Consider the following 19,715-nt stretch of genomic DNA (forward strand, 5'->3'; position numbering starts at 1 on the left):
CCAGGAACGTTAACCGGCGACCTTCTCGCTGACCGGCACGGACTCGTCGGACTCGGCGGCGGGCTCCGCGGCCGGCTTGCCGGCGCCGATCCCGGCCATCGCGAACGCGCCACCGCTGCTGCCCGTGGCGGGCGACAGGTCGTAGCCGCTCTCCGCGTGCTCGGCGATGTCGATGCCGTCGACCTCGGCCTCGGCGGAGACCCGGAAGCCGATCGTCTTGTCGATCACGAAGCCGAGGGCGTAGGCGACCACGAAGGAGTAGACGGTCACGATCAGCGCGCTCAGCGCCTGCTTGCCGAGCAGCGTCGCGTCGCCGCCGACGAGCAGGCCGTCGGTCTCCACGAGCGAGCTGACCGAGGCGGTGCCGAACAGGCCGATCCAGAGGCAGCCGATCCAGCCGCCGACGAAGTGCACGCCCACCACGTCGAGGGAGTCGTCGTAGCCGAGCCGGTACTTCAGGCCCACGGCGATAGCGCAGACCGCACCGGCGACCACACCCAGCAGCACCGCTGCGGCCGGGGTGACGAAGGCACAGGCCGGGGTGATCGCGACCAGGCCGGCGACGGCGCCGGACGAGGCGCCGACCAGGGTCGGCTTGCCGTCGCGCAGCCACTCCACCACGATCCAGCCGAGCAGCGCCGCGGCGGTCGCGACCTGGGTGTTGATGAACGCCAGCGCGGTGACCCCGTCGGCGGTCAGCTCGGAGCCGGCGTTGAAGCCGAACCAGCCGAACCACAGCAGCCCGGCACCGAGGGCGACCATCGGCACGTTGTGCGGCTTCATGCTCTCGCGCGGCCAGCCGACCCGCTTGCCGAGCACCAGCACCAGCGCGAGCGCCGCCGCACCGGCGTTGATGTGCACAGCGGTACCACCGGCGAAGTCCAGCGCGCCGATGTCGCCGCCGATCAGCCCGCCGCCCCAGACCATGTGGGCGACCGGGAAGTAGACCAGGGTGGCCCAGCCGAACGCGAACAGCAGCCAGCCGGCGAACTTCACCCGGTCGGACAGCGCGCCGCTGATCAGCGCCACGGTGATGATCGCGAACATCATCTGGAAGGCGATGAAGACGTAGATCGGGATGCCGGTCTCGCCCCACAGGTCGTTCTCGCCGACGAAGGTCTTGGTGCCCAGATACTGACCCAGGTCACCCCAGAACCTACCGCCCTCGCCGAAGGCGACGGTGAAACCGTAGAAAAGCCACAGGATGCTGACGAGCCCGATGGACGAGAAGCTCATCATCATCATGTTCAGAACGCCCTTGGACCGGTTCAGCCCGCCGTAGAAAAGCGCGAGACCCGGGGTCATGAGCAGCACGAGGGCAGTCGAGACAAGCAACCAGGCAGTGTTCCCGGTGTCGATCTCCACGCTGCCTCCTCTCGTTGTCGTGTTCCTCCCTCCGACTGAGACCTGGCAGCATCGCCCGTCAGCCGGTTGCGCGGAAGCTTTGCCGCCGGCTGTTTCCTTCAGCGACACCGCGCGATTTCCGACGCGTGACGGGTTGTTTCCGACGTGTGAAGAACGCCGATCTTGGTCAGCGCAGCGCGTACTCCAGCTGGTGCCGCTCGTAGTCGAGCAGCCGCAGGTCACGCATAGGGCGACGCAGGTGACCCTTGTGGACGATTCGGACGAACGCCGGCTCACCGGCGGCGGCCATCCGCCGGATGCCCTCGACGTGGTCGACGATGCGCTTGCGGATGGTCCGGATGAGCCGGTGCCGGTCGCGCGGGATCAGCCCGTACGCGTCGGCGAACAGCCGCAGCCGGCGCGGCCGGTCGGGGTGCTTCCAGCCGAGCGTGATCGAGTCCCGGTCGGAGAAGATCGGCACCCAGGTCCAGGCGGCGTACGCCACGTCGTAGATGCGGGCGCCGGGCGAGGCGAGGTCGAAGTCGATCAGCCCGAGCGTGCCGTCCGGCCGCCAGATCACGTTGTGCGGCGCGGCGTCGTGGTGGCAGATGACCTCGGTGTCCGGCGGGGGCGGGCCGAACGAGCGCCAGACCGCGCCGGGCGGCGGGGTGAAGCCGTACTGGGCGTCGTGGAACATCCGCAGCATGGTGGCCACCGTCACCAGGGCCTCGTCGGTGACCCAGTGCGGGGCCAGCGGGTACTCCCCGCACTCCCCCTCCAGGTACGACAGGACCTCCCGGTTGCGCTCGTCCATGCCGAGCGCCCGGGGCGCGCCGGTGAATCCGACGTACTCCAGGTGGCGCAGCAGCGCGTGCACGGAGGGCGTCCACGGGCCGGCGTTGCGCCGGACCGTGTCTCCCACACGGACCACGGTGCTCACGTTCCCGCCGTGCAGCGGGATCTCCTGCGAAGTCACGTACGGTCTCCCGAGGCGTGGCGACGGGTGGCTGGGGTCGCGCCACCCCGCGTAGGCGCGATCGTCAGTCGTCACGGGAGAGGCTACGCGTCCCGGGCGAGCGGCTCGGTGCCGAGCAACGCGTCGACGAACTGTGCCGGGTCGAACGGGGCCAGGTCGTCCTTGCCCTCGCCGAGGCCGACGAGCTTGACCGGGATGCCGAGCTTGCGCTGCACGGCGATCACGATGCCGCCCTTGGCCGTCCCGTCGAGCTTGGTCAGCACCACGCCCGTCACGTTCACCGCCTCGGTGAAGACCCGCGCCTGCTCCAGCCCGTTCTGGCCGGTGGTGGCGTCGAGGATCAGCAGCGTCTCGTCGATCGGGCCGTGCTTCTCCACCACCCGCTTGACCTTGCCCAGCTCGTCCATCAGGCCGATCTTGTTCTGCAGCCGGCCGGCGGTGTCGATGAGCACGGTGTCCACGCCGGTGTCGATGCCGCGCTTGACCGCGTCGAACGCGACGCTCGCCGGGTCGGCGGCCTCCGGCCCGCGGACCGTCTCGGCGCCCACCCGGCCGCCCCAGGTCTCCAGCTGGTCGGCGGCTGCGGCCCGGAACGTGTCGGCGGCGCCGAGCAGAACGCTGCGGCCGTCCGCGACGAGTACCCGGGCGACCTTGCCGCAGGTGGTGGTCTTGCCGGCGCCGTTGACGCCGACCACGAGCACCACCGCCGGGACGCCCTCCTTCGGGGTGGTGCGCAGCGAGCGGTCCAGGCCCGGGTCGAGCGCGTTGACCAGCTCGGCGGCGAGCAGCGCACGCAGCTCGTCCCCGGTCCGGGTGCCGAGCACCCGGGTCCGCTCGCGCAGCCGGTCGACGATCTCCCGGGTGGCGTCGATGCCGACGTCGGCGGTGATCAGGCTGTCCTCGATCTCCTCCCAGGTGTCCTCGTCCAGCCGGTCGCGGCTGAGCAGGCCGAGCAGGCCCTTGCCGAAGACGTTCTGCGAGCGGGACAGCCGCGAGCGCAGCCGGACCAGCCGGCCGGCGGTGGGCTCCGGCACCTCGACCTGCGGCACCTCGACCGGAGGGGCCGGCGGCGCCTCGACCACCACACCTGTGGTGAGTTCCGCCTCCGGGGCCTCGACCGGCGGGCCGGCCAGGTCCTCCTCCGTCCGGGTGTCGACCTCCGTTCGCGGCAGCGGCGGCTGCGGACGCCGGCGCAGCCGGGGCACCACGAGACTCAGGCCGCCGATGATCAGCACGCCGAGCAGGGCGAGAGCGACGAGGAGGTATTCCGTCATGCCCGAAATCCTGTCAGATGCCGACGACCACGTCCCACTCACCGCCTCGGCACGCGAACAACCTGCGGGTACGCTCGCACCGGAAGGCGTACCGCAACCGCCGGCCGGGTAGGAAAGAGCCGTAAACGATCTTGTCGGAGGTGCGTCGTGCCCGGTTCCCGCCTGCTCATCGGCCCGCTGTTGCGCCGGGTCGTCGACACGCGGGCGACCGTCTGGGTGGAGACCAGCTCGCCCGCCGTGGTCACCGTCCGCACCGCCGACGGCGCCACCGGCAGCGCGCCCACCTTCTCCGCGTACGACCACCACTACGCGATCGTCGTGGTGACCGGACTCACCCCGGACAGCCGTACGACGTACGAGGTGCTGATCGACGACGAGGTGGCGTGGCCGCTGCCCGACTCGTCGTTCCCGCCCAGCGTGATCCGGACCCGCGCGCTCGACGACACCGACCAGCCGGTGCGGCTGCTGTTCGGCTCGTGCCGGGAGACCACCCAGCACTCCACCGCCCGGAAACTGCCGCCGGACGCGCTGGACGCGTACGCCCGGCGGGTGATGGCCGCGCCCGGCGAGACCACCCTGCCCGACCTGCTGGTGCTGCTCGGCGACCAGGTGTACGCGGACGAGACCTCGCCGACCGTGCGGCGGCTGCTCAAGCGGCGCCGGAAGCGGCCCAAGGACGCACCGGCGACGCAGGTGGTGAGCTTCGACGAGTACACCAAGCTCTACCTGGAGTCGTGGCGCGACCCGGAGATCCGCTGGCTGCTCTCCACCGTGCCGAGCGTGATGATCTTCGACGACCACGAGGTGATCGACGACTGGAACACCTCGCAGTCGTGGCGCGCGGACATGCGCGAGCAGCCGTGGTGGGCCGAGCGGATCCGCAGCGGCCTCGCCTCCTACTGGGTCTACCAGCACCTGGGCAACCTCAGCCCGGACGAGATCGCCGCCGACCCGGTGTACGCCAAGGTGGTCGCCGCCGAGGACGCCACGAGCGTGCTGCACGAGTTCGGCGAGCGGGTCGACTCCGAGGCCGATCTGGCGCACGACACCGAGCGCTGGCGGGCCGTGCAGTACCAGTGGAGCTACGCGCTCGATCTCGGCCGCACCCGCCTGGTCATGCTGGACAACCGGTCGAGCCGGGTGCTCCAGCCGGGCAACCGGGCGATGCTGCCGCCGGGCGAGTGGTCGTGGTTCCTCGACCAGGCGCACGGCACGTACGACCACCTGGTGGTGGGCAGCTCGCTGCCGTGGCTGCTGCCGCCGGGCATCCACCACGTGGAGGCGTGGAACGAGCGCCTCGCCGACTCCGGCCGGCCCTGGGTGGCCCGGCTCTCCGAGCAGATCCGCCGGGCTCTGGACCTGGAGCACTGGGGGGCGTTCCGGCGCTCGTTCGAGGCGCTGGGCGAGCTGTTCGCGCGGCTTGGCAGCGGCACCGCGGCGCGTACCGGGGCGCGGGTGGGTGCCGGGCCGGCGTACGCGCGACCCGCGTCGATCAGCGTGCTCTCCGGTGACGTGCACCACTCGTACGTGGCCCGGGCCCGGTTCGCCGACCGCGACGTCCGCACACCCGTGCACCAGCTCACGTGTTCGCCGATCCACAACCAGGTGCCGGCCGCCATGCGCCCACTGATGACGCTGGGCTGGAATCCCGGCCCGGCCGGGGCGACCCGGGCGCTGGCGCGCTCGGCCGGCGTACGCCGCCCGCCGGTGCGGTGGCGGAAACTGGCCGGACCCTACTTCGGCAACGCGGTGGCCACGCTCACCCATCAGGGCCGCGGGGCCGCGGTGGTGATCGAGGGGACGACCCGAGAGGGTGAGCTGCGACCGGTGGCACGACAGAAACTCAGCGACGACGACTGAGTACCCTCTGAGCGTGGACGAGACGCTGCGCGCCGTGGAGCACGAGTTGACCGCGTTGCTGCGCCGCGGCCGGGCACTGTCCTGGGAGATCGCCCGCGAGGTCCACCCGAACCTGGAGCCCAACGCGTACGGCCTGCTGCTCTGGCTGCGTCGCTCGGGCTCGATCCGGCTCACCGACCTGGCCGCGAAGCTGGGCATCGGCAAGGGCACGCTCAGCCGCCAGATCGGCGGGCTGGAGGCGCTCGGCCTGGTCCGCCGCGACCCGGACCCGACTGATCGGCGGGCGGCCCAGCTCAGCCTCACCGAGGAGGGCACCCGGCGGTTCGACGCGGCGCGGGCGGCCCGGCTCGGACAGATCCGGCGTTCGCTCGAAAGCTGGCCGCCAGAGGACGTCGCGGACCTCGCCCGGCTGATGCACCGCTTCAACGAGTCGTTCTGAGCTGCAAGGAAGGGCCCCTTGTTAACGCCTCGCGAGGTGAAGGGGCCCCCGCTTAACATCTGCGCCCATGACCTGGACCGTGCACCGGTGGTCCGCCACCGCGCCGCATGCATCGACGGCGTCACGGCGCCGGAGCGTCAGTACGCCAGCGCGGCGCGCAGGTAACGGAGGTCGGCCGGGCCGCTCCAGCGGTGCGCGGACAGGCCCGCCACCCGGGCGCCGGCCACCGCCCGGTCCTCGTCGTCGACGAACAGCACCCGCCCCGGCGGCGTACCCAGCGCCGCACAGGCGGTCTGGAAGTACTCCTTCGCCGGCTTGTGCACCCCGATGGCCGAGGAGTTGACGATCACGTCCAGCTCCTCGGTCAGGCCCAGCGCGGCCAGGTCGGCGTCGAGCAGGTCGGTGGCGTTGGTGCCCAGCCCCACCCGGATGCCCGCCGCCCGCACCTCGCGGACGAACGCCAGCACGTCCGGGTCGACCTCGCCGCGGTAGCTCTGCCACTCCTGGACGGCCGCCCGCGCCCGATCCGCGCCGACCGCGGGGGTCAGCGCGTCGGCCACGCTCACCATCCACTGGGCGTGGCTGACCTGACCGGTCAGCACCGGCTGGAGCAGGCCCCAGGACATCGCGATCTCACCGAGGACACCCTCGGTCAGCCCGTACTCCCGCTCGACACCGGCGGCCACCGCCGGATCCCATCGGCGCAGCACGCCGTCGAAATCCACCAGGAGCGCCGTGGCGCGTTCCCGACTCACTCGCTCGTCACCTGTTCCTCGTCGTCGGCCCGATTGAGCCGCTGGCTGATCACCTGGGTCACACCGGCGCGCATGGTCACCCCGTAGAGCGCGTCGGCGATCTCCATGGTCCGCTTCTGGTGCGTAATCACGATGAGCTGGCTCTTCTCCCGCAACTGCGCCAGCAGCGTGATCAGGCGGCCCAGGTTCACGTCGTCGAGCGCCGCCTCCACCTCGTCCATGATGTAGAACGGGCTGGGCCGGGCGCGGAAGATCGCCACGAGCATCGCCACCGCGGTCAGCGACCGTTCGCCGCCGGAGAGCAGCGAGAGCCGCTTGATCTTCTTACCCGGCGGGCGGGCCTCGACCTCCACCCCGGTGGTGAGCAGGTCCTCCGGGTCGGTGAGCACCAGCCGGCCCTCGCCGCCGGGGAACAGCACCGTGAAGACCTGCTCGAACTCCCGGGCGGTGTCTTCGAACGCGCTGGCGAAGACCTCCAGGATCCGGTCGTCCACGTCCTTGACCACGGTGAGCAGGTCGCGCCGGGTGGCCTTGAGGTCCTCCAGCTGCTCGGAGAGGAACTTGTACCGCTCCTCCAGCGCCGCGAACTCCTCCAGCGCGAGCGGGTTCACCTTGCCCAGCAGGGCCAGTTCCCGCTCCGCCTTGGCCGCCCGCTTCTCCTGCACCGGGCGCTCGTAGCGGACCGGCTCCGGCACCGGCCGGCCGTCCTTCTCGGCGAGCGCCACGTCCGCGTCGGTGGGCGGGACCAGCCGGTCCGGGCCGTACTCGGCGACGAGCGTGGCCACGTCCAGCCCGAAGTCCTCGGCGGCCTTGGCCTCCAGCTGCTCGATGCGCATCCGCTGCTCGGCGCGGGCCACCTCGTCGCGGTGCACCTGGCTGGTGAGCCGTTCCAGCTCGGCGGCGAGGCGCTTGGCCGCGCCGCGTACCTCGGACAACTCGGCCTCGCGCGCGGCGCGTTCGCGGGCGACGGCGTCCCGGTGCTCCTCGGCCCGGGCGATGGAGACGGTGAGCCGGGTGAGCGCCTCGCGGGCGCCGCCGACCACGGCCCGGGCGATCTGCGCGCCGCGGGTGCGGGCCGCGCGCCGGGCCGCGGCGCGCTCCCGCGCCGCCCGTTCGGCGGTGGCCTGCCGGGCCAGCGAGTCGGCCCGCCCGGCGATCGAGGCCACCCGTTCCTCGGCGGTACGCACCGCGAGCCGGACCTCCATCTCGTTCTGCCGTGCCTGCGGCACCATGGCGGCGAGCTGGTCCCGCTCCTCGGTGGACGGTTCGGCGTCGATCGGGGTGGCCTCGGCCAGCCGCAGCCGTTCCTCCAGCTCGGCCAGCGCCGCGAGGTCCCGTTCCCGGGCCGCCTCGGCGCGTGCCCGGGACTCGCCGAGCCGGTCGGTCTCCGCCTTCGCCGAGCGGGCGGCGGCGCCCAGTTCGGCGAGGCGGCGCGCGGCGGCGTTGCGGTGGCTCTCCGCCTCCCGCTTGGCGGCGGCGGCGTGCTGCACGGCCTCCTTGGCGGCGGCCACCTCGGCGCGCGCCTCGGCAAGCTGTGCCCGCAGCTCGGCTGCGGTGCGTTCGGCGGTGGCCCGGTTGGCCCGCGCCTCCTCGACGGCGGCCTGCACCTCGATGAAGCTCGGTGCCTTGGCCGACCCGCCCGCCGCCGCGTACGCCCCGACCACGTCGCCGTCGGGGGTGACCGCGCGCAGCTCCGGATTCGCGGCGACGAGGGCGGACGCGGCGGCCAGGTCGTCGACGAGCGCCACGTCGCGCAGCGCCCGGTGCACGGCCGGGCGGATCGCGGGCGAGCACTCCACCAGGTCGGGGGCCCAGCGGGCGCCCTCGGGCAGCTTCGGGCGCAGCGCGTCGGCGGAGCCGTCCATGCCCGGTCCGGCGGGGCTGCCGACCAGCAACCCGGCCCGTCCGGCGTCGGAGATCTTGAGCAGCCGCATCGCCTCGACCGCCTCGTCCACACCGCTGACCGCCACCGCGTCGGCCAGGCCGCCGAGAGCGGCGGCGAGCGCCGCCTCGTCACCGGGGGCGACTGTCAGCAGCCCGGCGAGGCTGCCGAGCAGGCCGGGCACCTGGTCGGCGCGGGCCAGCAGCTCACCGGCGCCGTCCTTGCGGCGCAGGCCCATGGCGAGCGCCTCCTCGCGGGCCTTCCAGGTGGCGGCGTCCTTCTCCGCGGCGCGCTCACCGTCGGCCAGGCTGCGCACCGCCGCCTGGGCCCGCTCGTGCCCGGCCACCGCCTCGTCGTGCCGGGCGTCCAGGTCGGCGTTGTCCCGGTCCGCCTCGGTCGACTGCTCGGCGACCGCGTCCAGGTCGGCCTGTGCCTTCTCGGCCCGGCCCAGCGCGTCGGTGTGCGCGGCGGCGAGCCGTTCGATCTCCTCGCCCGCGCTGGTGGTCCGCGCCCGGGCGGAGTTGACCTGGCCGGTGAGGCGGGCCAGCCCCTCCCGCCGGTCGGCGATCGCCTTGGCGGCGGCGACCAGTTCCCGCTCGGCGGCGGCGAGCTGCCGTTCCAGCTCCTGCCGGTGCTCGACCGCCTCGGCCAGCCGGATCTGGTCCTCGGTGAGCGCCGCGCGCAGCTCCTCCTCCTGCTCGCGGACGCGCCGCGACTCCGCCTCCAACTGCTCGGGGTCGCGCCCGGGGCGTTCGTCGTCGCCGACGGCACTGAGGTGACGCAGCCGCTCCCGGGCCAGTTGCTCGATCGAGCGGAACCGCTCCTGGAGCGCGGATAGGCGGTACCAGGTGTCCTGCGCCGCCGCGAGCAGCGGGGCGTCCTCGGCCAGCGCCGCCTCCAGCTCGCCGAGGCGACCCTGCACCTCGCCGTGCTCGGCCTCGATCAGCTCGCGCCGCTCACGCAGCGCGGTCTCGTCGGCGATCTCCTTGTCCAGCGTGGTCCGCAGCGTGTGCAGGTCGTCGGCGAGCAGCCGGAGCCGGGCGTCGCGCAGGTTGGCCTGGATCCCGGCGGCACGGCGGGCCACCTCGGCCTGCCGGCCCAGCGGCTTGAGCTGGCGGCGCAGCTCGGCGGTCAGGTCGGTCAGGCGGTTGAGGTTCACCTGCATCGCGTCGAGCTTCCGCAGCGCCTTCTCCTTGCGCTTGCGGTGCTTGAGGACGCCCGCCGCCTCCTCGATGAAGGACCGCCGGTCCTCCGGCTTGGCGTGCAGCATGCCGTCGAGCCGGCCCTGGCCGACGATGATGTGCATCTCGCGGCCGATGCCCGAGTCGGACAGCAGCTCCTGGATGTCGAGCAGGCGGCAGGAGTCGCCGTTGATCTCGTACTCGCTCTCGCCGGAGCGGAACATCCGGCGGGTGATGGAGACCTCGGTGTACTCGATCGGCAGAGCCCCGTCGGTGTTGTCGATGGTGAGGGTGACCTCGGCCCGGCCCAGCGGCGCGCGTCCGGCGGTGCCGGCGAAGATGACGTCCTCCATCTTGCCGCCGCGCAGCGCCTTGGCGCCCTGCTCGCCGAGTACCCAGGCGATGGCGTCGACGACGTTGGACTTGCCGGAGCCGTTCGGGCCCACCACGCAGGTGATCCCGGGCTCCAGCTTCAGCGTCGTGGCGGAGGCGAAGGACTTGAAGCCCCTCACCGTCAGGCTCTTGAGATGCACCTTCTCGATCCTCGTCCGGTGGCCGCCGTACCGTCGCCGGCTGCGCGGACCTGGTGAACCCGCAGACTAACCCGGGACCGGGGCGCCGCCGCCATGCGACCCACCCGCCGCACCGGCTGTCCGCTTTCCACCCGGCCGTAGCGGGCGGAGCGGAAATACATGATCACAATTACCGGGCGCAATTCCGGCCGGTTCCGCAAGATCGAGAATTGCGGCGGCGGCACCGAAAAGGTCCGCACATGGCTGCGCGCCGGCACTTGAGTGTCGGCGCGCTTTTCGGTGTGGTGCGATTCAGTTTTCGGACAACTGGAGATCAGGTCAGCGCGGGCTCGGCCAGACGGAGGAGGTCATCAGCCTCCGCCGCTGCCGCCGCAAGCCGATCGTTGTCGGCGCGCAGACGCGTGATCTCGAACTCCAGTGCCTGAACCCTGGCACGCAGTCGGGTGACCTCGTCGAGCAGACGCCGGTCGGGCGCTGCACTTACGTGGCCGTAGAGGGCCTTCGCCATGCTGACTCCTTGATGTGCGCTGCCGGAAAGGCCGGCCAACGCGCGCCCATGATGTTCGCGGCTGCCATTCCCCCTGCATAGGGCATGACTGGGCGCGACTGGCGACACCTACATATTGAGCCGAAACCCCCTCCGTCGTCAAGTTGACCAAGGCCGTAGATCATCTCCACGTCGGCCGGTCCACTCGCCGGGGGGCTGCCACGAGGCGCGGACACGCTCTGTCCGGACACCTTTACTGTACGCCGGAAATGTGTGAACGACTCATCCTTGCCGCCGGCTTCGCCTTAACTCTTCCTTAGCCACGTTGCCGCAGCTCGGAGCGCGCCCGTAGCGTCACTCCGGCCCGCAACCGACCCGTGGAGGGGACAGGCGTGTACCGCTGGAACGACCCGATCGAACCGGAGGACGCCCGCCGACGTCCCGAGCCGCCGACCGACGGGGGTGGGGCGTGGCCCACCGACCGGCCCGGACCGCGGTCGTCGTACCCGTTCGGGGATTCCGCGCAGCAGTCACCCGCCGACCAGGCCGGCTACCACGACGCCGGCCACGGCCCGGCCGGATACGACGCCCAGCCGGGCTACCGCCCGGAGAGCGCGCCGCCCGCCTACGGACCGGCCGGCTCCCACCCGCCGCCCCACGACCGGTGGAACGCTCAGGAGCAGCCCACCGCCGCGTGGCACGGCCAGGAGCCCGCGTGGCAGGGCCAGGAGCAGCCGGCCGGCGGCTGGGAGCAGCCCGCCGCGACCTGGCAGCCGGCGACCGACACCCCGGCCGACGACCAGCGGCGCCCGAAGCGGCGCCTGTCCCGGCCGCTCGTGATCGGCGGGGCCGCCGCCGCGGCGACGCTCGTGGTGAGCCTCGGCGTGGGCGCCGTCCTGCTGCCCGGCGACGACCAGGGCACGAAGCGCACCTCCGCCGACGCGCTGGTGGCCGCCGCGCCGCAGGCTTCCGGCGGGACCGACGAGGCGCCCGCCGACGCGCTCGCGCCCGAGTCGGCGAGCCCGTCCGCCGTACCCACCACCGCCGCGCCGAGCCCGACGACGAAGGCCACCCCGAAACCGAACCGCAGCACCGCCCCGTCGCGGCAGCAGGAGCGCAGCAGCGCCCCGGGCGGCGGCACGGCGAGCGGCGGCTCCACCAGCACCAAGGCCACCGCCACGACCGGGCTCAGCGCCGAACTCCAGAAGGTCGTGACGATCGTCAACCAGGAGCGGGCGAAGGCCGGCTGCAAGGCGCTCACCGTCAACGCCAAGCTGAACCTGGCCGCCCAGCGGCACAGCCAGGACCAGGCCGACCACCGGAAGATGGACCACAAGGGCAGCGACGGCAGCCAGCCCCGGGACCGGGTCAAGGCCGCCGGCTACAGCTACCGCATGGTGGGCGAGAACGTGGCTTGGAACTACCAGACCCCGGCGGCGGTCATGGAGGGCTGGATGGACTCCGAAGGCCACCGGAAGAACATCCTCAACTGCTCGTACACCCAGATCGGGGTGGGCGTGGCGCGCAGCAACGGGCCGTACTGGACGCAGGTCTTCGCCACCCCGAGCTGACCGCGCGTCGCGATCGGCCCGGCGCTCGTTGACCGGTCGGGGGCGGCGTCGGGCCGCCCGCGTCCGGGGAGCTGTCGATGCGGATCCGGCCGGTGTGGGCCGTGCCGCGTGCCCGGCCGGCCCGCGTCGGCGGACGTGGCCCGCGCCGGGGCGTGGCGCTCGCGCTGACCGCACTGCTGCTCGCCCCGGTGCCGGCCTGCCGCCGGCCGGTCACGCCGCCCGGCGCGCCCACGCCCTGGCCGGCGGCGCAGGCCGACCGCTGGCGGTGGCAGTGGCAGCTCACCACCCCGGTGGACGTGACTGTCGACGCCGACGTCTTCCTCCTCGACCCGGTGGCCACCACCTCGGCCGAGACCGCCGCGCTGCGCGCGCAGGGCCGCCGCCTGGTCTGCCACGTCCGGGCCGGCACGTACGCCGCCGGCGACCCGGACGCCACCCGCTTCCCCGCCGCCGTGCGCGGCGCGGCGGTGCCGGGGCGGCCGGGGAGCCGCTTCCTGGACGTACGGAGCTGGGACACGCTCGCGCCGGTGCTGGCCGACCGGTTCCGGCTGTGCCGGGGCAAGGGCTTCGGCGCGGTGGCGCTCGCCGACGCGGACGGCTACCGGCACCGCTCCGGCTTCCCCCTCCACTTCGACGATCAGCTGCTGTTCAACCGCCGGCTGGCGGGGCTGGCCCGCAAGCTGGACCTCTCCCCCGGGCTGGTCGACGACGTGGCGCAGCTGGCCGCGCTGGCCCCCGACTTCGACTTCACGGTCAATCAGGAGTGCGTACGCCGCCGCGAGTGCGCGAAGCTGCTGCCGTTCGTCGACGCCGGCAAGCCGGTCTTCCACGTCGAGTACACAGGTGATCCGGCGGACTTCTGCGTCACCTCGGTCGGCTACGGCTTCGCCTCGATCCGCAAGGACCGGCAGCTGGACGCGTGGCGGGAGCCGTGCGCGCTGCCGTGACGCCGATGCCGAGCTGCCCTCTCCGGGGACCGTCCGGCGATGCACACCGGCGCAACCCCGAACCGGCTCGGGGTCATCCCCGGAGGGTGCCCCGGGGCCGCGGCTGGCACCGCGGGCAGCTGTAGGAGGACCGGTTCATGAACGCCTCGCGCCGGATCGGCGCACCGCAGCGCGGGCAGGGCTCCCCCTCCCGGCCGTACGCGTTCAGCGACCGGTCGAAGTAGCCGCTCTCGCCGTTGACGTTGACGTACAGCTCGTCGAAGCTGGTGCCGCCCTGCTTGATCGCCTCGCCGAGCACGTCCCGAACGTGCCCGAGCAGCCGCAGCGCGGCCGGACGGGTCAGCGCGTCGGCGGGGCGGGCGCCGTGCAGCTTCGCCCGCCACAACGCCTCGTCGGCGTAGATGTTGCCCACCCCGGAGATCAGCGTCTGGTCGAGCAGCGCGCGTTTGATCTCCGTGCGCTTGCGGCGCAGCGCCGCCACGAACACCTCGTCGGAGAACTCCGGGTCCATCGGGTCGCGGGCGATGTGGGCGATCTCGGCGGGCAGTTCCGCCCCGCCTTCGGAGACGGACAGCCCGCCGAACGTGCGCTGGTCGACGAAGCGCAGCTCCGGTCCGTCGTCGGCGAACCGGAACCGGACCCGCAGGTGCAGTTCGTCGGCCGCGCCGACCGGCTGCAACAGCAGCTGACCGGACATGCCGAGGTGGCCGATCACCGCGTCGCCGCTGTCCAGCGGCAGCCAGAGGTACTTGCCCCGGCGCTGCACGCCGGTGATCGTCCGGTCGGCGAGCACGTCGGCGAAGTGCGCGCCACCGGGCGCGTGCCGGCGTACCGCCCTGGGGTGGCGTACCTCGACGGCGGCGATGCGCCGGCCGATCACCCACTGCGCGAGTCCCACCCGGACGGTCTCGACCTCGGGCAGCTCAGGCACGGCCGGCGCCCGCCTCGACGTCCGTCGCGTCGTCCCGGGCCTGCGACTCGTCCCGGGCCTGCGACTCGTCCCGGGCCTGCGACTCGTCCCGGGCCTGCGCCGCCGCCTGCGCCTCGGCCTGCTCGGTGAGCGTCCGCCAGGCCGACTCGGCCGCGCGCTGCTCGGCCTCCTTCTTGCTGCGCCCCTCCGCGCCGCCGTAGCGGTTGCCGGCCACCACCACCCAGGCGGTGAACGTCTTGAGGTGATCCGGCCCGGTGCCCTCGATCCGGTACTCGGGCACGCCGAGCCCGAGCGCGGCGGTCAGCTCCTGGAGACTGGTCTTCCAGTCCAGCGCCGCGCCCCGGCCCGCCGACTCGGCCATCAGCGGGTCGAACAGCCGGTGGATGACGATGGCGGCGGTGTCCAGGCCGTACTGGAGGTAGATCGCGCCCAGCAGTGCCTCCAGCGTGTCGGCCAGGATGCTCGCCTTGTCCCGCCCGCCGGTGGCCTCCTCACCCTTGCCGAGCAGCAGGTACGCGCCCAGCCCGTCCGGGCCGAGGCCACGCGCCACGTCGGCGAGCGCCCGCATGTTCACCACACTGGCGCGCAGCTTCGCCAGCTGCCCCTCGGGCAGGTCGGGGTGGTTGTGGAACAGCGCTGTGGTGATCACCACGCCGAGGACCGAGTCGCCCAGGAACTCCAGCCGCTCGTTCGTGGGCAGGCCGCCGTTCTCGTACGCGTACGAGCGGTGGGTCAGCGCGCGCTCCAGCAGTTCCGGATCGAGCGACACCCCGAAGGCCGCCTCCAGGTGGCCGACGGAAGCACGCCGCCGCTTGTCGTTGGTCATGGTGCTACCTCGGTGTCGTGTCGGTCAGGTGCGGGATCGGGCGGGATGTCGGCGAGCAGGGCGCGGACCGTCCCGGCGGCGTCGCGGCGCCACAGGTGAGCCGCGAGCGCGATACCGGAGGCCACATCCTCGGAACCGGCCGCGCCGTGGCACACCACCACGGTGCCGCCCACCCCGAGCAGGGCGGCGGCACGCGGGGCGCCGCCGCGTGACGGTGGGCCGCCGGCCATGGCGTACGCGCCCTCGATGGCCTTCAGCAGGACGTTTCCGGTGAAGCCGTCGGTCACCACGACGTCGGCGCGGGCGCCGAGCGAGATGTCGTACCCCTCGACCAGGCCGACGTAGCGGCCGTCGCAGGGCAGCGGCGCGGCGGTGAGCGCGGGCGCGGCGGCGCGGCGCAGCCGGTCGCCCTTGCCCGTCTCGTGGCCGACGGAGAGCAACCCGACGCGGGGTGCGGTGACGGCGTGGGCCACCGACGCGTAGGCGGCACCGAGGAGGGCGTGCCGGGCCAGCGTGGCCGGGCCGGGTTCGAGCGTGCCGCCGACGTCGAGCAGCACCACCGGCCCCTCGACGGCGGGCAGCGTGGCGGCGAGCGCCGGGCGGCGTATCCCGGTCCAGCGGCCGAGGCCGAGCGCGGCGGCGGTGACCGTGGCGCCGGTCGAGCCGGCGGAGACGACCGCGTCGGCCAGTCCGTCATGGACGGCCTGCACGGCGGTGCGTACCGTGCTCTCGCCGCGGGCGGCGGTGGGATGGTCGGCCATGCCGACGGCGGTCCGCACCGGGCGGACCGTGACCCGTGCGCGCTGGGCCGGGTCGAGCGCACCGATCAGCTCGTCGGCCACCTCGATCGGGCCGACGAGCATCAGGTGCAGGGCGGGATCCGTGCGTACCGCTCGCAGAGCGCCGTCAACCACGACGGCGGGAGCATCGTCCCCGCCGAGGAGGTCGACGGCGATCCGCGCGGTGCCCGGCTCCGACGGTCCGCCGGCCGTGAGCCGGGCGGCGGTGGCGGGAGCCGGGGCACCGGGCGAGAGCCTTGGTGCGCGCGTCACCCGACCGGTGGTCGGGGACGTCACTCGGCGGCCGGGTCAGACCTCGAGGACCTGACGGCCGTTGTAGGTGCCGCAGACGGAGCAGGCGGCGTGCGGCAGCTTGGCCGACTTGCACTGCGGGCAGGCCACGGTCGCCACCACCGTGGCCTTCCAGTTCGCCCGGCGGGCGCGGGTGTTGCTGCGCGACATCTTGCGCTTGGGGACGGCCACGGTTCTTACTCCTCTGTACGGGTCAGTTGCGTCAGGCTCGCCCAACGCGGGTCGACCTGCTGATGGCTGTGGTCGGCCGGCAGATCGTCCCAGTGCACCCCGCAGTCGGGGCACAGGCCTGGGCAGTCCTCCCGGCAGAGCGGGTTGGTCGGCAGCGCCAGCACCACCGCGTCCCGCAACGCCGGCTCCAGGTCGATCAGATCGCCCTGCATCCGGCCCACCTCGTCGGTGTCGGTCGTGTCGTCCGTGGTGCTGTTCTCGTACGCGTACAGCTCCTGGATCGTCACGGCCAACGAGTCGTCGATCTCGCGCAGGCAGCGCCCGCACTCGCCCTTGACGGGGCCAGTGACGGTCCCGGAGACGAGCACGCCCTCGGACACCGACTCCAACCTCAGGTCGAGGTCGAGGTCCGCGCCCTCCGGCACGCCGATCAACTCCACGCCGAGGTCCGCCGGTGCCGGCACGACCCGCTTGTGCGTACGCAACACGCCAGGTCGGCGCGGCAGTTCCCTCGTGTCGAGGACCAGCGGCGACCTGGGGTCGAGTGTGCTTGGCGAGTGTTTGGGCATAGTCAGACTCCGGCCGTTGAGAGGCCGACAAAGAAGGTTACCTGCCAGACGGGCGGACCGTCGAACCGGGGGTTCGCCTCCGGCTCGACGGCAGCCGGCTGTCGGCGACCGGCCCGTGCGCCGCTCAGAAGGGTAGCGGGCGGTCCGCCTCGTCCCCGGCGAAGGTGCCGATCTCACGCAGCGCGTGCATCTTGTCCCGGCCGCGCTCTATCGAGGCCAGCGCCCGGGTGAGGAACTGCTCGAAGTTCGCCAGCGCGGTGTCGACGTAGTCGTCCACCTCCTCGCGGAGGCGCTGCGCCTCGGCCCGCGCCTCGGCGATGATCCGCGCGCCCTCGTGCTCGGCCGAGACGGTGATCTCGTTGACCGAGACCAGGCGGGCGTGTTCCGCCTCACCCTCGCTGATGATCCGGTCGGCCTCCCGCTTGCCGGCCTCCATGATCTTGTCCCGCTCCTCCAGCAGCGCGGCGGCCCGGCGCAGGTCCGCGGGGAGCTCCGCGCGCAGCTCGTCGAGCGCGGCGATCATCTCGCCCCGGTCGACCATGCAGTTGTTGCGCGACATCGGGACGGAGCGGGCCTGCTCCACCATGGCGATCAGTTCGTCGATGCGATCGAGCGGGTCCACCGGTACCTCACTCCTGTCTTCGTCGGCCGCCCTCCATCATGCGGCCTGCACCGGTTCTCGGCGCTGCAGACATCATGTCGCGCCCGAGCCACATGCACCCCATCCGCCCCACTCGGCGCGTCGCTACCGCCCTCGCCGTTCTCCCGCCCCTCCCTCCGGGAAGGGAGGTTAGGGGCGGAGGCGGGTGGAGAGCTGGGCTCGGACCAGGTCGGGGACGTGGGCGGAGATGTCGCCGCCCCACTTCGCCACGTCCTTGATCAGGCTGGAGGAGATGAACGAGTACAGCGGGTTGGTCGGCATGAACAACGTCTCCACGCCGGCCAGGCCGATGTTCATCTGGGCCATCTGCAGCTCGTAGTCGAAGTCGCTCACCGCACGCAGGCCCTTGATCAGCACACTCGCCCGCTGCGCGCGGCAGAAGTCGACAAGCAGGCCCTGGAACGACTCCACCCGGACGTTGGCGTACGAGGCGGTCACCTCGCGGAGCATGGCGATCCGCTCCTCGACGGTGAACAGACCCTGCTTCGACTGGTTGACCAGCACTCCGACGATCACCTCGTCGAACAGCCGGCTGGCCCGGCCGATGATGTCGAGGTGTCCGTTGGTGACCGGGTCGAACGAGCCCGGGCAAACCGCACGTCTCATGATCGGCGACCGTACCAAAGAGTGGTCTCGCCGTAACGTCTGCTGCGCTCCGGAGTGACACCTTCCACCCACGTGACCGCTCCGGTACGGCTGGACCGCTCGACGATCACGAGGGCGTCCGGGGCGAGCCAGCCGCCGTCGACCAGCGCCGCCAGCATCGCGGTGATCTCGTCGTCCGGCACCGCGTACGGCGGATCGGCGAACACCACGTCGTACGGCCCGTCGGTGGGCCCGGCCGCCAGCACGCCGGCGACCTTGCCGGTGACCAGGCGCGCGGCCGGCGCGGCGCGGAGCGCGGCGATGTTCTCCCGGATGACCCGGGCGGCCCGCGCGTCGGACTCGACGAGCAGCACGTGGGCCGCGCCCCGGGACAGCGCCTCCAGACCGACCGCGCCGGAACCGGCGTACAGGTCGGCGAAGCGCGCCCCGTCCAGGTCGACGTGGGAGTGCACGGCGCTGAACAGCGCCTCGCGGACCCGGTCCGAGGTGGGCCGCGTGCCCGCACCTGGTGGCGCGGCGATCCGCCGGCCGCCGAGCGTGCCGGCCACGATCCGGGTCACCGTCGCTCCCTGCGCATGCCCCGACGCTACGCGACGCCCGGCCCGGTGACGCGTCGGCCACCCGGCCGCGCGGCCCTCCCGTGGATCACCGCGCCTCGGGGCCGTCGAGCGCCGACGTGATCGTGGCCGGATCGACCTCGGCCCGGTTGGTCAGCAGGACGAGCCGCTGGTCGGAGTCGGGCAGCCAGGCTGCGAACGCCTTGTAGCCGCCGTTGTCCCCCGAGTGGTGCAGCGCCCACCGGCCGGCCAGCGGGCCGACGAAGAAGCCGTAGCCGTACGCCTCCCCGGGACGCCCGGTGGGCGCGTGCGGTGCGGTCATCGCCGTCACCGAGGCCGCGCCGAGCAGCCGGCCCCGGCGCGGTACGTCCAGCCAGGTGAGCAGGTCCGCAGCGGTGCACCAGACGTCGCCCGCGCCCATGCTGACGGTCGCCAGATCCCAGGACGGCACCGGCCGGTCACCCTCGTGCCCGACCGCCACGTCCGGCCGTCCGTCGCCCGCACCGGCGAAGCTGCCCGTCATGCCCAGTGGCGTGAAGACCTCCTCGGCGAGGAACTCGGCGTACGGCCGGTCGGCTGCCCGCTCGACGGTCCGGGCCAGCAGCACGTAGCCGGGGCTGCTGTAGTGCCACCCGGCTCCGGGCCGGAACAGCGGCGGCAGCGCCGCGAACCGGTCGAGCAGTTCGTCCGGCTCGACCGGCCCGTGCAGGTCGACCGCCGGATACTCCTCCCAGTGGCCCAGGCCGGAGGTGTGGGTGAGCAAGTGGTGCAGCGTGATGCCGGACCATTCCGGCGGCGGCGTGCCGGGCAGCCACCGGGTGACGGGGTCGGTCAGGCGCAGTACGCCGCGTTCGGTGAGCAGCAGCACCGCCACCGCTGCCATCTGCTTGCTTATCGAGGCGATCTGGAACCGGGTCGCCGGGGTGCACGGCCGGCCTGATGTCTCGTCGGCCGCCCCGGCGACCCGGTCCACGAGCAGTTCGTCACCTCGGGCCAGCAGCAGCGCACCGCGTTCGAGTGAGGGTGTCGACATCTGCGCGAGCCTAGGCACGCG

General features: G+C 73.0%; 19 protein-coding genes. 4 read left to right on the forward strand and 15 right to left on the reverse strand.

Translation table 11 applies throughout. The annotated features are described in order from the left end of the window. Positions 1–9: 9 nt before the first annotated feature. The 3 genes from GA0070215_RS15695 to ftsY form a co-directional block, all read right to left on the reverse strand. Positions 10–1,365, reverse strand: a complete 1,356-nt coding sequence (locus GA0070215_RS15695) for an ammonium transporter (RefSeq protein WP_018786321.1) — start codon at positions 1,363–1,365, stop codon at positions 10–12. 166 nt (positions 1,366–1,531) lie between these two features. Beyond that, complete coding sequence (locus GA0070215_RS15700) at positions 1,532–2,395, reverse strand: phosphotransferase (RefSeq protein WP_174361701.1); 864 nt, start codon at positions 2,393–2,395, stop codon at positions 1,532–1,534. A gap of 8 nt (positions 2,396–2,403) precedes the next feature. Beyond that, complete coding sequence (gene ftsY / locus GA0070215_RS15705; RefSeq protein ID WP_091046761.1) at positions 2,404–3,594, reverse strand: signal recognition particle-docking protein FtsY; 1,191 nt, start codon at positions 3,592–3,594, stop codon at positions 2,404–2,406. 147 nt (positions 3,595–3,741) lie between these two features. Between ftsY and GA0070215_RS15710 the strand changes: the two genes are divergently transcribed. Together GA0070215_RS15710 and GA0070215_RS15715 are read left to right on the forward strand one after the other, a co-directional pair. After that, positions 3,742–5,454, forward strand: coding sequence for an alkaline phosphatase D family protein (locus GA0070215_RS15710; RefSeq protein WP_091046765.1), 1,713 nt, complete (start codon positions 3,742–3,744; stop codon positions 5,452–5,454). Between the two features lie 13 nt (positions 5,455–5,467). Further along, positions 5,468–5,893 (forward strand): MarR family winged helix-turn-helix transcriptional regulator, encoded by a 426-nt coding sequence (locus GA0070215_RS15715; protein WP_018786318.1) that lies wholly within the window; start codon positions 5,468–5,470, stop codon positions 5,891–5,893. A gap of 137 nt (positions 5,894–6,030) precedes the next feature. Here the strand turns inward: GA0070215_RS15715 and GA0070215_RS15720 are convergent, their stop codons facing one another. From GA0070215_RS15720 to GA0070215_RS15730, 3 genes are all read right to left on the reverse strand, one after another. After that, the gene (locus GA0070215_RS15720; RefSeq protein ID WP_091046768.1) at positions 6,031–6,648 is read right to left on the reverse strand and encodes an HAD family hydrolase; all 618 of its coding nucleotides are present in this window, start codon (positions 6,646–6,648) and stop codon (positions 6,031–6,033) included. Continuing rightward, positions 6,645–10,244: a chromosome segregation protein SMC gene (smc, locus tag GA0070215_RS15725; protein WP_018786316.1), complete on the reverse strand. Its 3,600-nt coding sequence runs from the start codon at positions 10,242–10,244 to the stop codon at positions 6,645–6,647. The genes GA0070215_RS15720 and smc overlap by 4 nt, the downstream gene beginning before the upstream one ends. Positions 10,245–10,557: 313 nt before the next feature. Next, positions 10,558–10,752, reverse strand: coding sequence for a hypothetical protein (locus tag GA0070215_RS15730; RefSeq protein WP_013284566.1), 195 nt, complete (start codon positions 10,750–10,752; stop codon positions 10,558–10,560). Between the two features lie 371 nt (positions 10,753–11,123). On the opposite strand from GA0070215_RS15730, the gene GA0070215_RS15735 reads away from it, so the two are divergent. Then, entirely contained in the window at positions 11,124–12,302 is a 1,179-nt protein-coding gene (locus GA0070215_RS15735) for a CAP domain-containing protein (protein WP_091046771.1), read from the forward strand. A gap of 77 nt (positions 12,303–12,379) precedes the next feature. Continuing rightward, positions 12,380–13,249, forward strand: a complete 870-nt coding sequence (locus tag GA0070215_RS15740; RefSeq protein ID WP_091046775.1) for an endo alpha-1,4 polygalactosaminidase — start codon at positions 12,380–12,382, stop codon at positions 13,247–13,249. Between the two features lie 73 nt (positions 13,250–13,322). On the opposite strand, the gene mutM is transcribed toward GA0070215_RS15740, so the two are convergent. The 9 genes from mutM to GA0070215_RS15785 all read right to left on the reverse strand — a co-directional run bounded on the left by mutM (position 13,323) and on the right by GA0070215_RS15785 (position 19,694). Next, a complete protein-coding gene (mutM, locus tag GA0070215_RS15745; protein ID WP_018786312.1) occupies positions 13,323–14,180 on the reverse strand; it encodes a bifunctional DNA-formamidopyrimidine glycosylase/DNA-(apurinic or apyrimidinic site) lyase in 858 nt (285 codons plus the stop codon). After that, positions 14,173–15,006, reverse strand: a complete 834-nt coding sequence (gene rnc, locus GA0070215_RS15750) for a ribonuclease III (protein WP_091046780.1) — start codon at positions 15,004–15,006, stop codon at positions 14,173–14,175. The genes mutM and rnc overlap by 8 nt, the downstream gene beginning before the upstream one ends. Beyond that, on the reverse strand, positions 15,003–15,962 hold the full coding sequence (locus GA0070215_RS15755) for a phosphate acyltransferase PlsX (RefSeq protein ID WP_208600358.1): 960 nt from the start codon (positions 15,960–15,962) through the stop codon (positions 15,003–15,005). Before GA0070215_RS15755 ends, rnc begins: the two co-directional genes overlap by 4 nt. A 132-nt stretch (positions 15,963–16,094) precedes the next feature. Then, a complete protein-coding gene (gene rpmF / locus GA0070215_RS15760) occupies positions 16,095–16,268 on the reverse strand; it encodes a 50S ribosomal protein L32 (RefSeq protein WP_018786309.1) in 174 nt (57 codons plus the stop codon). Between the two features lie 5 nt (positions 16,269–16,273). After that, a complete protein-coding gene (locus GA0070215_RS15765) occupies positions 16,274–16,837 on the reverse strand; it encodes a YceD family protein (RefSeq protein ID WP_026268104.1) in 564 nt (187 codons plus the stop codon). 124 nt (positions 16,838–16,961) lie between these two features. Next, positions 16,962–17,459, reverse strand: coding sequence for an SPFH domain-containing protein (locus tag GA0070215_RS15770; RefSeq protein ID WP_018786307.1), 498 nt, complete (start codon positions 17,457–17,459; stop codon positions 16,962–16,964). Between the two features lie 168 nt (positions 17,460–17,627). Next, positions 17,628–18,104, reverse strand: a complete 477-nt coding sequence (coaD, locus tag GA0070215_RS15775; RefSeq protein WP_091046782.1) for a pantetheine-phosphate adenylyltransferase — start codon at positions 18,102–18,104, stop codon at positions 17,628–17,630. Then, a complete protein-coding gene (gene rsmD / locus GA0070215_RS15780; RefSeq protein ID WP_018786305.1) occupies positions 18,101–18,664 on the reverse strand; it encodes a 16S rRNA (guanine(966)-N(2))-methyltransferase RsmD in 564 nt (187 codons plus the stop codon). Before rsmD ends, coaD begins: the two co-directional genes overlap by 4 nt. 85 nt (positions 18,665–18,749) lie before the next feature. Next, on the reverse strand, positions 18,750–19,694 hold the full coding sequence (locus tag GA0070215_RS15785; protein WP_091046785.1) for a serine hydrolase domain-containing protein: 945 nt from the start codon (positions 19,692–19,694) through the stop codon (positions 18,750–18,752). Positions 19,695–19,715: the final 21 nt, after the last annotated feature.

Source organism: Micromonospora marina, assembly GCF_900091565.1.
Taxonomy (GTDB): Bacteria; Actinomycetota; Actinomycetes; order Mycobacteriales; family Micromonosporaceae; genus Micromonospora; species Micromonospora marina.

Excerpts from the sequence above, each read along its gene's own strand:
- ftsY (WP_091046761.1), bottom strand. The coding sequence starts at position 3,594 with ATGACGGAATACCTCCTCGTCGCTCTCGCCCTGCTCGGCGTGCTGATC.
- GA0070215_RS15730 (WP_013284566.1), bottom strand. The coding sequence starts at position 10,752 with ATGGCGAAGGCCCTCTACGGCCACGTAAGTGCAGCGCCCGACCGGCGT.
- GA0070215_RS15740 (WP_091046775.1), top strand. The coding sequence starts at position 12,380 with ATGCGGATCCGGCCGGTGTGGGCCGTGCCGCGTGCCCGGCCGGCCCGC.
- rnc (WP_091046780.1), bottom strand. The coding sequence starts at position 15,006 with ATGACCAACGACAAGCGGCGGCGTGCTTCCGTCGGCCACCTGGAGGCG.
- GA0070215_RS15765 (WP_026268104.1), bottom strand. The coding sequence starts at position 16,837 with ATGCCCAAACACTCGCCAAGCACACTCGACCCCAGGTCGCCGCTGGTC.
- coaD (WP_091046782.1), bottom strand. The coding sequence starts at position 18,104 with ATGAGACGTGCGGTTTGCCCGGGCTCGTTCGACCCGGTCACCAACGGA.
- GA0070215_RS15785 (WP_091046785.1), bottom strand. The coding sequence starts at position 19,694 with ATGTCGACACCCTCACTCGAACGCGGTGCGCTGCTGCTGGCCCGAGGT.